Below are 15,838 nucleotides of genomic sequence, written 5' to 3' on the forward strand. Positions count from 1 at the left end.
TGTTTTCCATTTCCGATGGGAGGTAGGGCTTTTTTTATGGAAACGACAAAAAAGCCGGATATATGGTTGATCACCGCTATTCTCGGCATTTTAATCATGGGAATTGTAATGGTATACAGTTCCTCCAGCATCTGGTCGGAGTACAAGTTTGATGACCCGTGGTTCTTCGCTAAGCGTCAGATTCTCTTTGCCGCTGCAGGTCTGATTGCCATGGTCGTTCTCTCCAGAATTCCTTACTATGTCTGGCACGCGCATTCGAAAAAGATTATGATCATCTGCCTGCTTTTTCTTGCCGCTGTTCTGATTCCCGGTGTTGGAATGGTGAGAGGTGGGGCAAGGAGCTGGATTGGTGTGGGGATGTTCAGTATCCAGCCGTCAGAGTTTATGAAGCTGGGGTTGATTCTTTATCTTTCCCGCTTTCTTTCTGAGCGGCAGAAGAAGATGAATTCGTTCCAGGAGGGATTCCTCCCTGCCCTGGCTCTGATCCTTTTTCCTTTTGCCCTGATTATGCTGCAGCCCGATTTAGGGACAGGCGTCGTCATGGTGGGGACATGTCTCGTGATGCTGTTTACTTCCGGCGCGCGGATCAGCCATTTTATGTGGATTGCAGCTGCTGGAATGGCAGGTATGATCGGTTTAATTGCTTCAGCTCCCTACAGGATCAAAAGAATTACAGCTTTCCTCCATCCATGGGAGGACCCGCTTGGGGCAGGTTTTCAAATCATCCAGTCGCTGTATGCGATCGGTCCCGGCGGACTGCTCGGTCTTGGTCTTGGAAACAGCATGCAGAAATTCTTTTATCTGCCTGAGCCGCAGACTGATTTCATTTTTGCCGTGCTTGCTGAAGAACTGGGATTCCTGGGTGGTTTTTTTATCCTTTCGCTCTTTTTTATTGTGCTTTGGAGAGGCATACGAACAAGCCTGCTCGCTCCTGATTTGTTCGGGTCGCTGCTTGCTCTTGGAATCGTCGGTATGGTCAGTATTCAGGTGATGATTAACGTGAGTGTTGTCACAGGTTTGATTCCTGTGACGGGGATCACTTTACCGCTTGTCAGCTACGGGGGATCTTCCCTCACTTTGACACTGGCTTCTCTTGGACTCCTGCTCAGTGTGAGCCGCTATTCCACCCGGTAAAACCGCTGCCCTTTACGGCAGTGGTTTTTCCATTTTTACAGGGAGGCAAAGTCCAGAAAAAATTGGCAGGAGGAATAAGGTTTGTCCGGGGAAATACCGGGGTAATTATGTGGGCGGTGCGTTTCTTTGCGGGAAGGAAAGAAGACCCTTTCGACATAACAATCAAGAAAGGTACGGCTTCTGCACAAAAATGTTAGGAATCTAGTAAAACTCACTCAATCTCCCCCCCTCATTTTGTGATATAATGGGAACCAATTAGGTGTATTTGGAAATCCGAGACACCTTTGCGAGGACTATCATTCTTTCAAACAGCTAGATGGACAGCAGAAGGGTGTCTAGCCAGAAGGAGAAATGCCCGTTATGGAAGAAAGAAAAGTAGTTTCCATAGAAGACCGTATACCAAAACTGAAACAGACGAGGCGTAAAAAAGCCAACCGCCGATTAATCTTATACTTAACGATTTTATTTTTTCTGATTGCTGCCGTTGTTTACCTGCAGTCTCCACTCAGTAATGTCCGGAATGTCACCGTAGAAGGCGAATACCATGTGTCTGCAGAGGAAATACAGACCCTTTCAGGAATCACGACCGAAACGAATTACTGGAGAATGGATCCGGAAGAACTAAAGGCAAAGGTTGAATCTCACGAAGAGATTACCTTTGCATCGATCGACCGTTCTTTTCCAAACGATGTAACAATTGAAGTGGAAGAAGCGGAACGGATCGGATACGTGCAGAGCAATGGTCAGTATTATGTCATCATGGAAGACGGTTCGAGGCTCGATGAGGAAACAGCTCTTCCTGGTGGAGACGCTCCGGTTTTAGCAGGATTTGATAAAGAGATGTACTTGAAGGAAATGTCCGGGGAATTAAAAGAACTGCCTTCGAGTGTAGCGGACTTGATTTCAGAAGTTCACTGGGAACCGGAGGACGGAAACCCTTATAAAATCCGCCTGTATATGAATGATGGATACCAGGTGGAAGCTTCCATACGGACATTTTCGGAAAAAATGCCGGCTTATCCTTCCATTGCCGCCCAGCTGGAAGAAGGGGCGGAGGGTATCATCCATATCGATGTAGGGGCTTATTTCGAAGAATTCAGCACAGCTGAAGATAATGAAGAGAACCCCGGAGTGGAAGAAGATGCTGGTTCAGAGACAGAAAGTGAAGCGCCGTCTGAAGAAGGTGGAGAGCAGCCCGCAGAGCCGGAGCAGGAAAACACAGCCGCTGATACAGAAGGGGCACAGGATCCGGTCGTAGACGAACCGTTGAGGCGGGAATAAGGTGCTGCCGGGCTGGATGGTGTGTTTTTTCCAGCCCTTCCCAAAACCTTTTCCCCCGTCCGGAAATTACTAGTGGAAAACATAAAAAAATAAGCGTATGTAAGAGGAAATTAACGAAAGTCTGTGGAAAACAACTAATGTACTGGTTTTTTATACGATATCAAGGGATATGACCCATGCAATATATCATTTCATTTACGTTTATATTGCAATGATTGTATTTTTTACATGAATTCGATATGCTTTGAACTACTCATATGGCTTGTAACAGGAGGTGCGTCACTGGTGAATCAAAATGAAATACTAGTAAGTTTAGATATAGGCACAAGTCGAATTAAAGTTATTATTGGTGAAATTATGAATGACAGCCTCAACATCATCGGGGTTGGTACAGCAAAATCAAATGGAATGAAAAAAGGGGCGATCGTGGATATCGATCAAACCGTTCATTCGATTCGATCAGCCGTCGAACAGGCGGAGCGGATGGTGGACATGAAAATCGACCGTGTCGTCGTAGGCGTCAACGGCAACCATATACAGCTGCAGCCGTGTCACGGAGTCGTGGCGGTTTCCAGTGAAACGAGGGAAATCGGAAATGAGGATATTACACGGGTCATTGATGCGGCTCAGGTTCTGTCTATTCCGCCGGAACGGGAAATTATCGATGTGATTCCGCGCCAGTTCATTGTGGATGGTCAGGATGAAATTACCGACCCGCGCGGTATGATTGGTGTCCGTCTTGAAATGGAAGGTATGATTATCACCTGCGCTAAAACCGTTTTACATAATACACTCAAATGTGTGGAACGAGCAGGGCTGGAAGTACTCGATGTATGTCTGCAGCCACTTGCCTCCGGGACCGTTTCCCTCTCCAGCGACGAGACGAATCTCGGCGTAGCTCTAATTGATGTAGGAGGCGGCTCGACAACCATCTCCGTTTTTGAAGAGGGGCACTTGAAAGGAACGAGCATGATTCCTTTCGGCGGGGATAACCTTACCAAGGATTTATCCATCGGTCTGCGTACATCAACAGAAGAAGCGGAACAGGTGAAAGTGGAACATGGACACGCTTTTTTTGACGATGCGAACGAAGATGAGAATTTTTCCGTCACAATTATTGGCAGTAATCGTCAACAGGCATTCAATCAATTGCAAATCTCTGATATGATTGAAGCTAGACTAGAAGAAATTTTCGTCTTTGCAGCACAGGAACTTCAGAAAATGGGTGTTCGTGAATTACCAGGAGGTTTTGTTCTCACCGGTGGTACGATGAATATGCCGGGAGTGCTTGAGCTTGCCCAGGATGTATTCCACGCTAACGTCAGACTGGCTATTCCTGATTATATCGGCGTTCGTGAACCGCAGTTTACCAGCGGCGTAGGCATCTTGCAATTCGCCTATCGTAATGCGAAAATACAAGGAAAAGAGATATTTCCTTCTGTCTCAGATGAATTTCAGGAAAGACCACAGCCGAAAAAGCAGAAGCGTTCGGCAAAACCACAGCCTAAAGAAGAAAAAGAAAAAACAGAAAAGAAAAAAGAGTCAGGCTTCAGCAATCTCTTAAAGTATTTCTTTGATTAAATCACAAGTTTGAGTCGGTCGATCGACGGACGAAGTAATAAATCTTGTAATCTCGTGTATTAGGAGGAACGGAAGATGTTAGATTTTGATACAAGCATGGATCAGCTGGCAACTATTAAAGTAATCGGTGTAGGAGGCGGCGGAAGCAACGCCGTCAACCGAATGATTGAACATGGAGTCCAGGGCGTAGAGTTTATCGCTGTCAATACAGATGCCCAGGCTTTGAACCTTTCCAAAGCAGAAGTGAAAATGCAGATTGGTGGAAAATTGACACGCGGACTAGGTGCCGGAGCGAATCCGGAAGTCGGTCGCAAAGCGGCTGAAGAAAGCAAAGAGCAGATTGAGGAGGCCCTTCAGGGAGCCGATATGGTCTTTGTTACCGCTGGTATGGGCGGAGGAACCGGTACGGGTGCTGCTCCTGTCATTGCACAGGTTGCTAAAGAACTGGGTGCCTTGACTGTAGGGGTTGTTACACGTCCATTTACGTTTGAAGGACGCAAGCGCTCTACACAGGCTACAGGCGGAATCGAAGGCTTGAAAGGCGCGGTAGACACATTGATTGTGATACCAAACGATCGTCTTCTTGAAATCGTAGATAAGAATACGCCTATGCTTGAAGCCTTCCGTGAGGCGGATAACGTCCTTCGTCAAGGTGTTCAGGGGATTTCCGACTTGATCGCCGTTCCCGGCTTGATCAACGTGGACTTCGCCGACGTGAAAACGATCATGGTGGACAAAGGTTCTGCTCTGATGGGCATCGGTATTGCTACAGGAGAAAGCCGCGCAGCAGAGGCTGCTAAAAAAGCGATTTCCTCTCCGCTGCTTGAAACTTCCATTGATGGTGCCCACGGGGTGCTGATGAACATCAGCGGAGGAGCGAACCTGAGCTTGTATGAAGTACAGGAGGCCGCTGATATTGTAACGTCTGCAGCCGATCAGGAAGTGAACGTTATCTTTGGTTCCGTTATCAACGAGAATCTTAAAGATGAAATCGTCGTAACGGTTATTGCAACTGGATTTGACGAGACTCAGCTGGCACAGGGACAGCAGAAAAAGCGCCCGCAGATCAACCAGCAGAAGCCTGCTCCTCAACAGCAGCAGCCGGAACGTGAGCGCAGTACTGTTCGTGAAGAACAGCCGCGTCGTGAAGCGCCGCAGCCACAGCAGAAAGGGAATACGCAGGAAGAAGATACCCTGGATATTCCAACATTCCTAAGAAATCGTAACCGCCGCCGCTGATGATGGCAGAAAGCCGCCGTACTCTCCATGAGTACGGCGGCTTTTTTTCGGTTTCAGTCTTCTACAAAACTTGCCAGCAGCATGATCAGATTGCGACAGACTTTTCAATCGGACGGACTTATACTCGGTGTAACAGCAGAAAAAGGGAGGGAGAAAGGATTTTATATTTGGATGCTGTCTGGCTGCTTAATCTTTTGATGGACGGCATGATCCTGTCGCTTACCCAGGGTCTCACCCGTGCAGGGTCCTCGAAATGGAGGATGGCTGTCGGAGCTTTTACAGCATCGCTGATTGTACCGGTGACCATTTATATGCCGGATTCATGGCTGGTGGGCAGTGCAGGGAAACTGCTGTTTTCCGTAGGCATTGTTCTGACTGCCTTTTCCTTTACTTCCCTCCGTGCTTTTTTTGTCCAGTGGGTCACGTTTTATTTCGTAACGTTTGCCATTGGAGGAAGTATGATGGGGGTCCATTTTTTTCTCGCTTCAGAAGTCGACGTCTTGAAGGGAGCGGTCGTCACGTTCAGCGGCGGGTATGGGGATCCGGTAAGCTGGCTGTTTGTTGCCGCCGGCTGTCCGTCAGCTTATCTGTTTACCAAATGGAGGTTCAACCAGCTCCAGATTCATCAATTGAAATATGAGGATGTTTATGAAGTGGACATGGTATGGAACGGTCAACATGCTGTATGCCAAGGCCTTGTGGATAGTGGGAATCAGCTGATTGATCCAGTGAGCAGAAAAATGGTGTTTCTCGCTGATCCATCGGTGTGGAAGCAGCTTCTGGCCGATGGGGAACTGGATCAGTTGAAAGAGGAGGAGGTACTCGCTTCTCTCCATGAGCTGCCCGAAACGCTGCAGTCTGCTGTAAGGCTTGTCCCTTATCAGGCAGCCGGGATATCCGGCAGGCTCCTCGTAACACTCATGATTGATCAGATTACTGTACAGACAAATGAGGGGCCGCTGGTAATCAAACAGCCTCTCGTCGGTGTCCAGCATCAACCGTTAACCCGGGACGGGCTTTATCAAATGCTGATCCACCCCCATGTCATGATCAAAGGAAAATCAGCGTAAGGGAGAAGGAGGATTCCATGTTCAAGTGGATGTTCAGAGCGCGGCTCTGGTATTACCGGTTGTTAATGAAGCTTGGGATTAAGCAGGATGAAATTTACTATATCGGTGGTAGTGAGGCACTTCCGCCCCCTCTTTCCAGGGAAGAAGAAAAAGAGCTTCTGGAACGTCTTCCTAAAGGGGACAAAGCTGCACGGGCCATGCTGATTGAGAGAAACCTGCGGCTGGTCGTTTATATTGCCAGAAAGTTTGAAAACACAGGGTTAAACATAGAAGATTTGATCAGTATCGGGACCATTGGTCTGATCAAGGCCGTAAATACCTTTGACCCTGAGAAAAAGATCAAGCTCGCCACTTACGCCTCCCGCTGTATAGAAAATGAGATTCTGATGCACCTGCGTAAAAGCAATAAGCTGAAAACCGAAGTTTCCTTTGATGAGCCTTTGAATGTCGACTGGGACGGCAATGAACTGCTATTATCCGATATTCTCGGTACGGAAGAAGATCTGATTACAAAAGGAATTGAAAAGAAAATCGATAAAAAGCTTCTCAAATCTGCACTCGAGCAGCTGAATGACAGAGAAAAACAGATTATGGAGCTCCGTTTCGGCCTGATTGGAAAAAAAGAAAAAACCCAGAAGGATGTAGCCGATATGATGGGGATATCCCAGTCCTATATATCAAGGCTGGAGAAGAAAATCATCCGCCGTCTGCAGCGGGAGTTCGACAAAATGGTCTAAAAACCTCATGTAAAGCCGATGCATAAAATTCCCACCCAGGGAGATACTGAGAACTGATTACAGCTTCCTGGGAGGGTCTTACATTGACACGACATAAAGTAGAGATATGCGGCGTAGATACATCAAAACTTCCGGTACTGAAAAACACAGAAATGAAAGACCTGTTTGTACGACTGCAGAGTGGAGAGCTTGAGGCCAGGGAACAACTGGTGAATGGAAATCTCCGCCTCGTTTTATCCGTGATTCAACGCTTTAACAATCGTGGGGAATATGGCGACGATCTATTCCAAGTGGGATGTATCGGCCTTATGAAGTCCATAGATAACTTCGATCTCAGTCACAATGTGAAATTTTCCACTTATGCTGTACCGATGATCATCGGAGAAATCCGAAGATACTTAAGAGACAATAACCCGATCCGGGTTTCACGGTCCCTGCGCGATACAGCCTATAAGGCCCTGCAGATGCGGGAGAAGATGATCAGTGAAACCAATAAGGATCCAGCTCCACATGAAATTGCCGAACGAATGGGTGTTCCTCACGAGGATGTTGTATTCGCTATGGACGCTATTCAGGATCCGGTCTCTCTGTTTGAACCCATATACAATGACGGAGGCGACCCGATTTTTGTAGTGGATCAGCTGAAGGATGATCGGGAGAAAGATACCGTATGGATCGATGAACTGTCCTTGAGAGAAGGGATGAAAAAACTGAACGACCGGGAAAAAATGATTTTGACCAAACGCTTTTTTCAGGGGAAAACCCAGATGGAAGTGGCCGAAGAAATCGGAATTTCCCAGGCGCAGGTATCAAGGCTTGAAAAAGCAGCCATCAAAGAAATGAATACCTCCATGTTTCAATAAAAGAACTTTTCTGCCGCCGGGCAGAGAGGTTCTTTTTGTTTCCAACAAGTCAGGCACAATGTGGGAAGATCCTTAAGAATACAGGGAAACGAGCCACTTTTTCTATTCTCCACAGCCGCTGCATATAGTAAGATAAGGAGTGTGAGCTGAAATGAAAATCACCGAACTGCAGATGAAGGACGTCATCGCCATGGAAACAGGAGAACGACTCGGGTACATCAGCGACCTTGATATTGATACGCAGCGGGGCCGCTTGAAAGGGCTTGTACTAACGATGAAAGGAAAAGCTATGGGTCTGTTCGGAAAAGAAGAAGAAATGACCATCCCATGGGATCAGATCGTAAACATCGGAGCGGACGTTATATTAGTGAAAAAGTCTGCCTATAAAGGACTGCCTGCAGTTCAAAAGACAGATTCAGCAGAATAGAGCAAGAAATGAGAAGGAAAATGTGTTAAAATGAATGAAATTGAGGTGGTGGGTAAGAAATGGAACCCTTCAAACGACAATCAACGAGACAGCTCTCCTGTTTCCAACAGTATCCTGAAATCATTTCCGGAATAACGACGAGGAACGGAGGGGTCAGCCGTGGTTCTTTTGCATCCATGAATATGGGGCTCCATGTCCATGACGACAAGGACCTGGTCATAGAAAACCGCAGACTTCTTGCAGAGGAAATCGGTATCCCTTTGTCCCGGTGGGTCATAGGGGAACAGGTTCACGGCACAAAAGTAGCTGACGCCGGCTCCCTGCCGGCTGGTGCTGGTTCCGAGTCATTGGAAACAGCCGCTGCTGGAGTGGACGGGCTGATCACAAAAGAAAAGAATCTGGTTCTTGGAGCTTTTTATGCCGACTGTGTGCCCCTGTACTTTTTCGATCCCGAATCCCAATGGATTGGAATTGCTCATGCCGGATGGAAAGGAACCGTTCACGGCATGTCCGGCCGGATGATTGCTGCGCTGGAGGAGAAAGGGTGCTCCAGGGAGGATATCCAGGTTGTGATCGGTCCATGCATCAGTCCAGAGCGGTATGAAGTGGACGACAACGTCATCCGTCACATACCAAAGCCCTACCACGAAACATGCGTTTCGAATAAAGGCGGCGGTCGGTATCAACTGGACTTGAAAGAATTAAATAGACACATGTTAATCGAATTGGGAATGCAGGAATCCGCAGTTCAGGTTTCCGGTGCATGTACATACGAGAAGGAAGATCAGTTTTACTCCCATCGCCGTGATCAGGGTGAAACAGGGCGGATGCTCGGTTTTATTGCTTTGAAAGCTTAAGGGACGGGAAGGAGTTCAGCAATGTCTGTAGCAGAAAATCTAGCAGAAATTAAAGAAAATATTGAACAGGCCTGTCAAAGGTGTGGACGTGATGCCAATGAAGTATCCATTGTGGCGGTGACAAAATACGTGTCCACCGAGCGGGCGCAGGAAGCATTGGAAGCAGGGATACACAACCTTGGGGAAAACCGCAGGGAAGGGCTGCTTGAAAAATATGAGGCGGTCGGCGATCAGGCCACCTGGCATTTCATCGGCACGCTGCAGTCCCGGAAAGTGAAGGAAGTCATCGATTATGTGTCGATGATTCATTCCCTTGACAGGCGCTCCCTGGCAAAGGAAATTGATAAAAGGGCGTCTTCACCTGTACCATGCTTCGTTCAGGTGAATATCAGCGGGGAGGACTCCAAGCATGGGCTCCCTGCCTCAGAAGTGGAAAGCTTCATAGAAGCTGTGCAGGACTTTAAACATGTTAAAATCGTTGGTCTGATGACAATGGCTCCGCATACAGAAGATGAGGAGCGTCTCCGCGGCGTCTTCCGTCAGCTTCGGGCCTTAAGGGACCGGATCAGGGATAAAGGGTATGCCCATGCCCCATGTGAATACTTGTCCATGGGAATGAGCAATGATTATGCGCTGGCTGTAGAAGAAGGAGCTACTCACGTACGACTCGGTTCCTGTCTTGTCGGCGGACAATAAAACAATGAGGTGATGGAAATGAGCATGAAAAATAAATTCCGTTCATTTTTTACGTTAGACGATGAATATGAATACATTGAAGAAGAAGTGGAAGAAGATGACGAAGAGTCCCATCAGCCCCAGAAAAACACGAAGAAGCAGGACAGTAACAACATTGTCAGCCTGAAAAGTGCAAAGTCCTCGTCCAAAATGGTCCTGAGTGAACCGAACAGTTACAATGAGGCGCAGAATATTGCGGATCAGCTGGTGAGCCGACGTGCCGTTGTCATTAATCTGCAGCGCGTCGATCACAATCAGGCGAAGCGGATAGTAGATTTTTTAAGCGGAACCGTATATGCTATAGGTGGAGACATTCAAAAACTAGGTTCACAAACCTTCCTCTGTACACCGGATAATGTAGAAATTTCCGGATCGATTTCTGATATTATCACAGCAGAAGAAGAGGACTTGAATAGAAGGTGGTAAGTCATGGCTTTTGTTTTTAACATTTTAACGACAGCACTACAATTATACAGCTGGATCTTGATCATTTACATCCTGCTTTCCTGGTTTCCGGGAGCACGTGAATCCAGCTTCGGGCAGATACTCGGCCGCCTGGCGGAACCGTTTCTCGAGCCTTTCAGGAAAATCATTCCACCGCTTGGGATGATCGATCTTTCCCCGCTCGTCGCCATTATCGTTCTGCGGTTTGCTTCGCAGGGATTGAACCAGCTTTACTGGATGCTTGCAGGGTTATAAAAGAAGGAACAGAAGCTAGGGCATTTCCCGCTCTTTTCTGTTCCTTTTGGTAGTTATGGAGGATTTTTATGGACATGTACCAGCATTTTAGAAAGGAAGAGCATCCGTTTATCGACCAGGTGGTTTCCTGGCGGGAGGATGTGGCTTTAAAGTACCAGCGGCGTTTATCAGATTTCCTCGACCCGCGTGAGCAGAAAATTGTCAAAGCAGTGATGGGCAATGACGCGGATTTAATCTGTCAGCTTGAAGGCGGTGCGGAAAACAGTGAGCGGAAGCGGGCGGTCATTGCTCCTGATTATGAGCAGATCGACAAGGAAGACTTCCGGCTGATCCTGCTTCAGGCCGAATACCCGGTGAAATTCGTAACGATGGAACACAGAGATGTCCTCGGGGCTTTTATGTCTCTTGGCATCCGCCGTGAGAAAATCGGGGATGTTGTCGTCAAGGATGGAATCATCCAGCTGACGGCCGCTGCTGAAATCAGCGATTATATCAAAATGAATTTGACGGGAATCAAGCGTTCCACCGTCGAATTCAAGGAGGTTCCTTGGACGGGTCGTATAGAAAGTGATGAAACGTGGACGAAAAAAGAAACGACGGTTTCTTCGCTTCGACTGGATGTCATCGTGAAAGAAATCTACGGCATGTCCCGAAAGAAAGCCGGTCTATTTATTGAAGGCGGCCATGTGAAAGTGAATTTCCGGACCGTGGAAGACGGTGCATTTTCTCTGGAGCCCGGAGATTTGATTTCTCTCAAGGGAAGAGGGAGGAGCCGTCTGGATGAAGTAACGGGTCAGACGAAAAAGGACAAATACAAAATTATGACAGCACGCCTGAATTAATCCTGCTGAAAAGAAGGAAATCGCAGGTTGTTGTCGAATCTTTAACATAACGAGTAGATGGGGAGGTGGCTGGTGTGCCTTTAACACCATTGGATATTCATAACAAAGAATTCACCCGGGGCTTCCGTGGGTATGACGAAGATGAGGTCAACGAATTTCTGGATCAGGTCATTAAGGATTATGAAATCGTTATCCGTCAAAAGAAAGAATTGGAGCGCGAAGTGACTCAGCTGAATGAGAGACTTGGTCATTTTAATGATATTGAAACGACATTGAATAAATCCATCCTTGTGGCTCAGGAAACGGCCGAAGATGTAAAAAACAGTGCAAACAAAGAGTCGAAGCTCATTATTAAAGAAGCAGAAAAGAACGCTGACCGTATTATTAATGAAGCACTGGAAAAATCACGCCGGATCTCCATTGAAGTCGAGGATATGAAAAAGCAGGCTAAAGTATTCAAAACGAGGCTCCGTATGCTTGTGGAAGCACAGATTGATATGATTGAAAATGATGATTGGGATCATCTGTTTGATACAGAGATTGACAATGAGCAGGAAGTGGAACGGAAAATGGAACAGGAGTACAGCTCCCAGCCTTAACAGCATTCTACATAAACTGGTCCGTGCCATTCATCAGGCACCGTTCTGTGCAGCGGTGCCTTTTCCTATGGGAACAGGTTTCGCCTGTCGAAATGTGGTACAATAGCCAGGGATAACAATTGTTTGATGGAGGACGCGTATGTATGTGTATTATCTGACAGCCTTGGTGCTGATCATACTGGACCAGTGGACGAAGTATCTGGTCGTGACTAAAATGGAAATAGGACAAAGCATCCCGGTTATCGAGAATTTCTTCTATTTAACATCACACCGGAACCAGGGAGCTGCCTGGGGAATTCTCCAGGGGCAGATGTGGTTTTTTTACATTATTACGGTAATCGTGATTGGATTTGTCATTTACTATCTTCAGCAGTTGGGAAAGCAGAGCCGCCTTGTAGGAGCCGCCCTTTCCTTGATTCTCGCCGGAGCTGTCGGCAATTTCATTGACCGGATTTTTCGGAAGGAAGTCGTGGATTTTGCCAACACGTATATTTTCACCTACGATTTCCCAATCTTTAATGTCGCCGATTCTGCGCTCGTCATCGGTGTTGCTTTCATCATGATCGCTGCTTTTTTAGACGAGCGTAAAAAGAAAGGAAGTATAGAATCTTGAGTGAACAATACAACGTAACAGAAAAAGACCAATCCACCCGGATTGATAAATTATTAACAGAAGTCATTGAAGAGGTGTCCCGATCCCAGATCCAGGGATGGCTGAAGGATGATGTCATTCTTGTGGACGGAAAAGCTGTCAAAAGTAATTATAAGGTTCAGGAAGGGGAAACCATTACATGGCATGTTCCTGACCCGGAGCCGATGGATATTCTGCCGGAAGATATGAACTTGGACATCGTTTATGAAGACTCCGATGTGATCGTCGTCAATAAACCTTCAGGGATGGTCATCCACCCGGCCGCCGGGCATTATTCCGGCACACTCGTCAACGGGCTGCTTCATCATTGTACAGATCTTTCCGGCATCAACGGAGTGGAACGGCCGGGCATTGTCCATCGAATTGATAAAGATACGAGCGGGCTCCTTATGGTGGCTAAAAATGATAAGGCCCACCGCTCTCTTGCAGACCAGCTTTCCAAGAAAACAGTGGAGCGGAAGTATGAAGCGGTCGTCCATGGAGAGATCAGTCATGAATATGGAACCATTGACGCCCCGATCGGCCGTGATACAAAGGATCGTCAGAAGATGACGGTTGTCGATGGCGGCCGTGATGCCGTGACCCACTTCCGGGTCATCCGTCTTTTTAATGATTTTACCCACGTCGAATGCAAGCTTGAAACAGGGCGCACCCACCAGATCCGTGTCCATATGCGGTACATCAGCCATCCGCTGGCCGGTGACCCGAAATACGGACCGAGAAAAACTCTCGATCTTAATGGTCAGGCGCTTCACGCCAAAGTGCTGGGATTTGAGCATCCTTCCACAGGAGAGTGGATGCACTTTGAAGTGGATCCTCCCCGGGAATTTACGGATGTTCTTCGTGAACTCGAGCTTCGTGAAGGGTAAATCCAGTCTTGACAAAAGATGAATGCTTTGACATAATCCTTAATAGAATATAAAGACCTTTAAGAGCAGTCCCGTGAGGCTGAGAAGGTACGGTAATTTTACGAGTGATCTATGCGTAAAAAACCCCTTTTCTGCCTACACGTGGAAAAGGGGTTTTTTTGTAAAGGAGCTTGCCCATGAATCCGAAAGCTACGGTTCTGGACGATGCAGCCATCCGGCGGGCACTCACCAGAATCTCCCATGAAATCATTGAGAAGAATAAAGGGATTGAAGATCTTGTTCTTGTCGGGATAAAAACACGCGGTGTTCCCATTGCCCGGAGGATAAGAAATAAAATAGCCGAAATTGAAGGCCGGGAACTGCCGGGGGGAGAACTGGACATCACGTTATACCGGGATGATCTCACCCCTGAGAAACAGACGTCCGAACCGGAATTAAAAGAAACCAATATTGAAACGGATATTGATGGAAAGAAAGTGATTCTCGTCGACGATGTGCTGTATACAGGACGAACGGTGCGTGCCGCAATGGATGCACTGATGGATCACGGTAGACCGAAGGAAATCCAGCTTGCTGTTCTCGTTGACCGGGGACACAGGGAACTCCCTATCCGTGCGGATTATGTCGGTAAGAATGTGCCGACTTCCCTTGAGGAAGTCATCACTGTAACGCTTGCGGAAACGGACGAGAAAGACGAAGTGAAAATTTTCGAAAGATAACTGAATGAACACGCCCTTTAAAAAAGTCCCGTGAGGCTTAAAAGGAATCGTATGGACCTTTCGTGTAGCAGCTACACGTGTGCCTCTTTACGCCTTTTAAGCGTAGGGAGGCTTTTTTTACGGGCAGAGGAGGAATGAACAAATGGAAAAACATCAACCAGCATTAGACATTCATGAAGTTCCGGCAGCCGGGAAGTGGCTGACTTTAAGCCTGCAGCACTTGTTTGCGATGTTCGGCGCTACCATCCTTGTCCCCTTTCTGACAGGACTTTCCCCAGCCGTCGCTTTAGTGTCCAGTGGATTTGGAACTCTCGCCTATCTGTTAATCACAAGAGGAAAGGTACCGGCCTATCTTGGTTCAAGCTTTGCTTTTATTTATCCCATTATTGAAGTATCGAAAACGAGCGGAGCAGCCGGAGCCATGGTCGGAAGCTTTCTGACAGGCCTTGTATACGGGGCAGTCGCTCTCTTCATCACTGTTTTTGGAACGAAATGGCTGATGAACCTGCTGCCACCGATTGTCGTAGGCCCGGTCATCATCGTCATTGGTCTTGGGCTGGCTTCCACAGCGGTCGATATGGCCATGTACCTGCCTGGACAGGAAGAGAATGTATACAGCAGTGTACACTTGACGACAGCTCTGGTCACCTTAGGGTTAACAGTCATCGCATCCATCTTTTTCAAGGGGTTCTTCTCCCTGCTGCCCATCTTGTTCGGTATTGTCGGTGGATACATCTTTGCCTTATTCCAGGGTATTGTGGATACAACGGCGATTCAAGCAGAATGGCAGGCCCTCACTTCAGCAGATTCTTTGACAGGCTTTCTCGGAGCGTTCTTCCAAGTTCCTGACTTCATCGTTCCCTTTGTCGACTTCAGCCCATGGGAAGTGATCAGCTGGGAAATTGCCCTCCTGATGGTGCCTTTTGCCCTTGTTACGATTACTGAACATACAGGGGACCAAATGGTTCTTTCCAAAGTGGTAGGGCGGAACTTTTTGAAAAATCCGGGGCTTGATAAATCGATTCTCGGCGATGGAGCGGCTACTATGATTGCGTCCTGTCTGGGCGGGCCTCCGAATACAACGTATGGGGAAAACATCGGCGTGCTTGCCATCACAAGAGTCTACAGCGTTTTCGTTATCGGAGGGGCAGCGGTCATCGCAGTCATCTTCGGTTTTATCGGAATGGTCACGGCTGTGATCGGGTCTGTCCCGTCGGCCGTTATGGGAGGGGTTTCCATTCTTCTGTTCGGAATTATCGCTTCCAGTGGACTACGCATGCTGATTGATAATCAAATTGATTTTGGAGAAAAACGCAACCTGATAATAGCATCCATCATCCTTGTTCTCGGCGTAGGAGGCGCCTTCGTACAGGTCACCGAGGAGGTTCAGATCGCCGGGATGGCTCTGTCAGCAGTGATCGGCGTCTTCCTTCATCAAGTGCTGCCAGGAAAAGAAAAAGGCTATGGCAATGGAAAAATGTTTGAAGAACCTGAAGTGGAAGAGAAAAAAGAACAGCATGAAGTGGCATAACCA

The 15,838-nt window shown here is 47.5% G+C and carries 18 protein-coding genes; all 18 read left to right on the forward strand.

Annotated elements, in window-relative coordinates; all coding sequences use genetic code 11:
* Positions 1-36 precede the first annotated feature (36 nt).
* The 18 genes from spoVE (at position 37) to ACXAD6_RS08055 (ending at position 15,835) form a co-directional block, all read left to right on the forward strand.
* The gene (gene spoVE / locus ACXAD6_RS07970) at positions 37-1,134 is read left to right on the forward strand and encodes a stage V sporulation protein E (RefSeq protein ID WP_474968424.1); all 1,098 of its coding nucleotides are present in this window, start codon (positions 37-39) and stop codon (positions 1,132-1,134) included.
* A 360-nt stretch (positions 1,135-1,494) separates the two neighbouring features.
* Positions 1,495-2,415: a cell division protein FtsQ/DivIB gene (locus ACXAD6_RS07975; protein ID WP_474968425.1), complete on the forward strand. Its 921-nt coding sequence runs from the start codon at positions 1,495-1,497 to the stop codon at positions 2,413-2,415.
* 285 nt (positions 2,416-2,700) lie between these two features.
* Positions 2,701-3,996: a cell division protein FtsA gene (gene ftsA, locus ACXAD6_RS07980; RefSeq protein ID WP_027954115.1), complete on the forward strand. Its 1,296-nt coding sequence runs from the start codon at positions 2,701-2,703 to the stop codon at positions 3,994-3,996.
* Between the two features lie 75 nt (positions 3,997-4,071).
* The gene (gene ftsZ / locus ACXAD6_RS07985) at positions 4,072-5,235 is read left to right on the forward strand and encodes a cell division protein FtsZ (RefSeq protein ID WP_474968426.1); all 1,164 of its coding nucleotides are present in this window, start codon (positions 4,072-4,074) and stop codon (positions 5,233-5,235) included.
* A gap of 167 nt (positions 5,236-5,402) precedes the next feature.
* Complete coding sequence (gene spoIIGA / locus ACXAD6_RS07990; RefSeq protein WP_474968427.1) at positions 5,403-6,305, forward strand: sigma-E processing peptidase SpoIIGA; 903 nt, start codon at positions 5,403-5,405, stop codon at positions 6,303-6,305.
* Between the two features lie 17 nt (positions 6,306-6,322).
* On the forward strand, positions 6,323-7,042 hold the full coding sequence (gene sigE / locus ACXAD6_RS07995) for an RNA polymerase sporulation sigma factor SigE (protein WP_027954118.1): 720 nt from the start codon (positions 6,323-6,325) through the stop codon (positions 7,040-7,042).
* An 83-nt stretch (positions 7,043-7,125) separates the two neighbouring features.
* Positions 7,126-7,905, forward strand: coding sequence for an RNA polymerase sporulation sigma factor SigG (sigG, locus tag ACXAD6_RS08000; RefSeq protein WP_027954119.1), 780 nt, complete (start codon positions 7,126-7,128; stop codon positions 7,903-7,905).
* 151 nt (positions 7,906-8,056) lie between these two features.
* Positions 8,057-8,332 carry a YlmC/YmxH family sporulation protein gene (locus ACXAD6_RS08005; RefSeq protein WP_027954120.1) on the forward strand — a complete coding sequence of 92 codons (276 nt, stop codon included), beginning with the start codon at positions 8,057-8,059 and terminating at the stop codon, positions 8,330-8,332.
* A 59-nt stretch (positions 8,333-8,391) separates the two neighbouring features.
* Positions 8,392-9,189, forward strand: a complete 798-nt coding sequence (gene pgeF, locus ACXAD6_RS08010) for a peptidoglycan editing factor PgeF (RefSeq protein ID WP_474968428.1) — start codon at positions 8,392-8,394, stop codon at positions 9,187-9,189.
* 21 nt (positions 9,190-9,210) lie between these two features.
* Entirely contained in the window at positions 9,211-9,885 is a 675-nt protein-coding gene (locus ACXAD6_RS08015) for a YggS family pyridoxal phosphate-dependent enzyme (RefSeq protein WP_474968429.1), read from the forward strand.
* Between the two features lie 18 nt (positions 9,886-9,903).
* Positions 9,904-10,350 (forward strand): cell division protein SepF, encoded by a 447-nt coding sequence (locus ACXAD6_RS08020; protein ID WP_027954123.1) that lies wholly within the window; start codon positions 9,904-9,906, stop codon positions 10,348-10,350.
* Between the two features lie 3 nt (positions 10,351-10,353).
* Positions 10,354-10,623, forward strand: coding sequence for a YggT family protein (locus ACXAD6_RS08025; RefSeq protein ID WP_027954124.1), 270 nt, complete (start codon positions 10,354-10,356; stop codon positions 10,621-10,623).
* A 68-nt stretch (positions 10,624-10,691) separates the two neighbouring features.
* The gene (locus tag ACXAD6_RS08030; protein ID WP_474968430.1) at positions 10,692-11,465 is read left to right on the forward strand and encodes a YlmH family RNA-binding protein; all 774 of its coding nucleotides are present in this window, start codon (positions 10,692-10,694) and stop codon (positions 11,463-11,465) included.
* Positions 11,466-11,539: 74 nt separating this feature from the next.
* Positions 11,540-12,064 carry a DivIVA domain-containing protein gene (locus tag ACXAD6_RS08035; RefSeq protein WP_027954126.1) on the forward strand — a complete coding sequence of 175 codons (525 nt, stop codon included), beginning with the start codon at positions 11,540-11,542 and terminating at the stop codon, positions 12,062-12,064.
* 139 nt (positions 12,065-12,203) lie between these two features.
* The gene (gene lspA / locus ACXAD6_RS08040; protein ID WP_474968431.1) at positions 12,204-12,677 is read left to right on the forward strand and encodes a signal peptidase II; all 474 of its coding nucleotides are present in this window, start codon (positions 12,204-12,206) and stop codon (positions 12,675-12,677) included.
* Positions 12,674-13,585 (forward strand): RluA family pseudouridine synthase, encoded by a 912-nt coding sequence (locus tag ACXAD6_RS08045; protein ID WP_474968432.1) that lies wholly within the window; start codon positions 12,674-12,676, stop codon positions 13,583-13,585. The genes lspA and ACXAD6_RS08045 overlap by 4 nt, the downstream gene beginning before the upstream one ends.
* A 176-nt stretch (positions 13,586-13,761) precedes the next feature.
* Positions 13,762-14,304, forward strand: coding sequence for a bifunctional pyr operon transcriptional regulator/uracil phosphoribosyltransferase PyrR (gene pyrR, locus ACXAD6_RS08050; RefSeq protein ID WP_474968433.1), 543 nt, complete (start codon positions 13,762-13,764; stop codon positions 14,302-14,304).
* Between the two features lie 142 nt (positions 14,305-14,446).
* A complete protein-coding gene (locus tag ACXAD6_RS08055) occupies positions 14,447-15,835 on the forward strand; it encodes a solute carrier family 23 protein (protein WP_474968434.1) in 1,389 nt (462 codons plus the stop codon).
* Positions 15,836-15,838: the final 3 nt, after the last annotated feature.

The sequence above is a fragment of the Halobacillus sp. ABH2_015 genome (assembly GCF_056158945.1).

Coding starts and splice junctions, on each gene's coding strand:
- spoVE (WP_474968424.1), top strand. CDS start 37: ATGGAAACGACAAAAAAGCCGGATATATGGTTGATCACCGCTATTCTC.
- ACXAD6_RS07975 (WP_474968425.1), top strand. CDS start 1,495: ATGGAAGAAAGAAAAGTAGTTTCCATAGAAGACCGTATACCAAAACTG.
- ftsZ (WP_474968426.1), top strand. CDS start 4,072: ATGTTAGATTTTGATACAAGCATGGATCAGCTGGCAACTATTAAAGTA.
- sigE (WP_027954118.1), top strand. CDS start 6,323: ATGTTCAAGTGGATGTTCAGAGCGCGGCTCTGGTATTACCGGTTGTTA.
- ACXAD6_RS08005 (WP_027954120.1), top strand. CDS start 8,057: ATGAAAATCACCGAACTGCAGATGAAGGACGTCATCGCCATGGAAACA.
- pgeF (WP_474968428.1), top strand. CDS start 8,392: ATGGAACCCTTCAAACGACAATCAACGAGACAGCTCTCCTGTTTCCAA.
- ACXAD6_RS08015 (WP_474968429.1), top strand. CDS start 9,211: ATGTCTGTAGCAGAAAATCTAGCAGAAATTAAAGAAAATATTGAACAG.
- ACXAD6_RS08020 (WP_027954123.1), top strand. CDS start 9,904: ATGAGCATGAAAAATAAATTCCGTTCATTTTTTACGTTAGACGATGAA.
- ACXAD6_RS08025 (WP_027954124.1), top strand. CDS start 10,354: ATGGCTTTTGTTTTTAACATTTTAACGACAGCACTACAATTATACAGC.
- ACXAD6_RS08030 (WP_474968430.1), top strand. CDS start 10,692: ATGGACATGTACCAGCATTTTAGAAAGGAAGAGCATCCGTTTATCGAC.
- lspA (WP_474968431.1), top strand. CDS start 12,204: ATGTATGTGTATTATCTGACAGCCTTGGTGCTGATCATACTGGACCAG.
- pyrR (WP_474968433.1), top strand. CDS start 13,762: ATGAATCCGAAAGCTACGGTTCTGGACGATGCAGCCATCCGGCGGGCA.
- ACXAD6_RS08055 (WP_474968434.1), top strand. CDS start 14,447: ATGGAAAAACATCAACCAGCATTAGACATTCATGAAGTTCCGGCAGCC.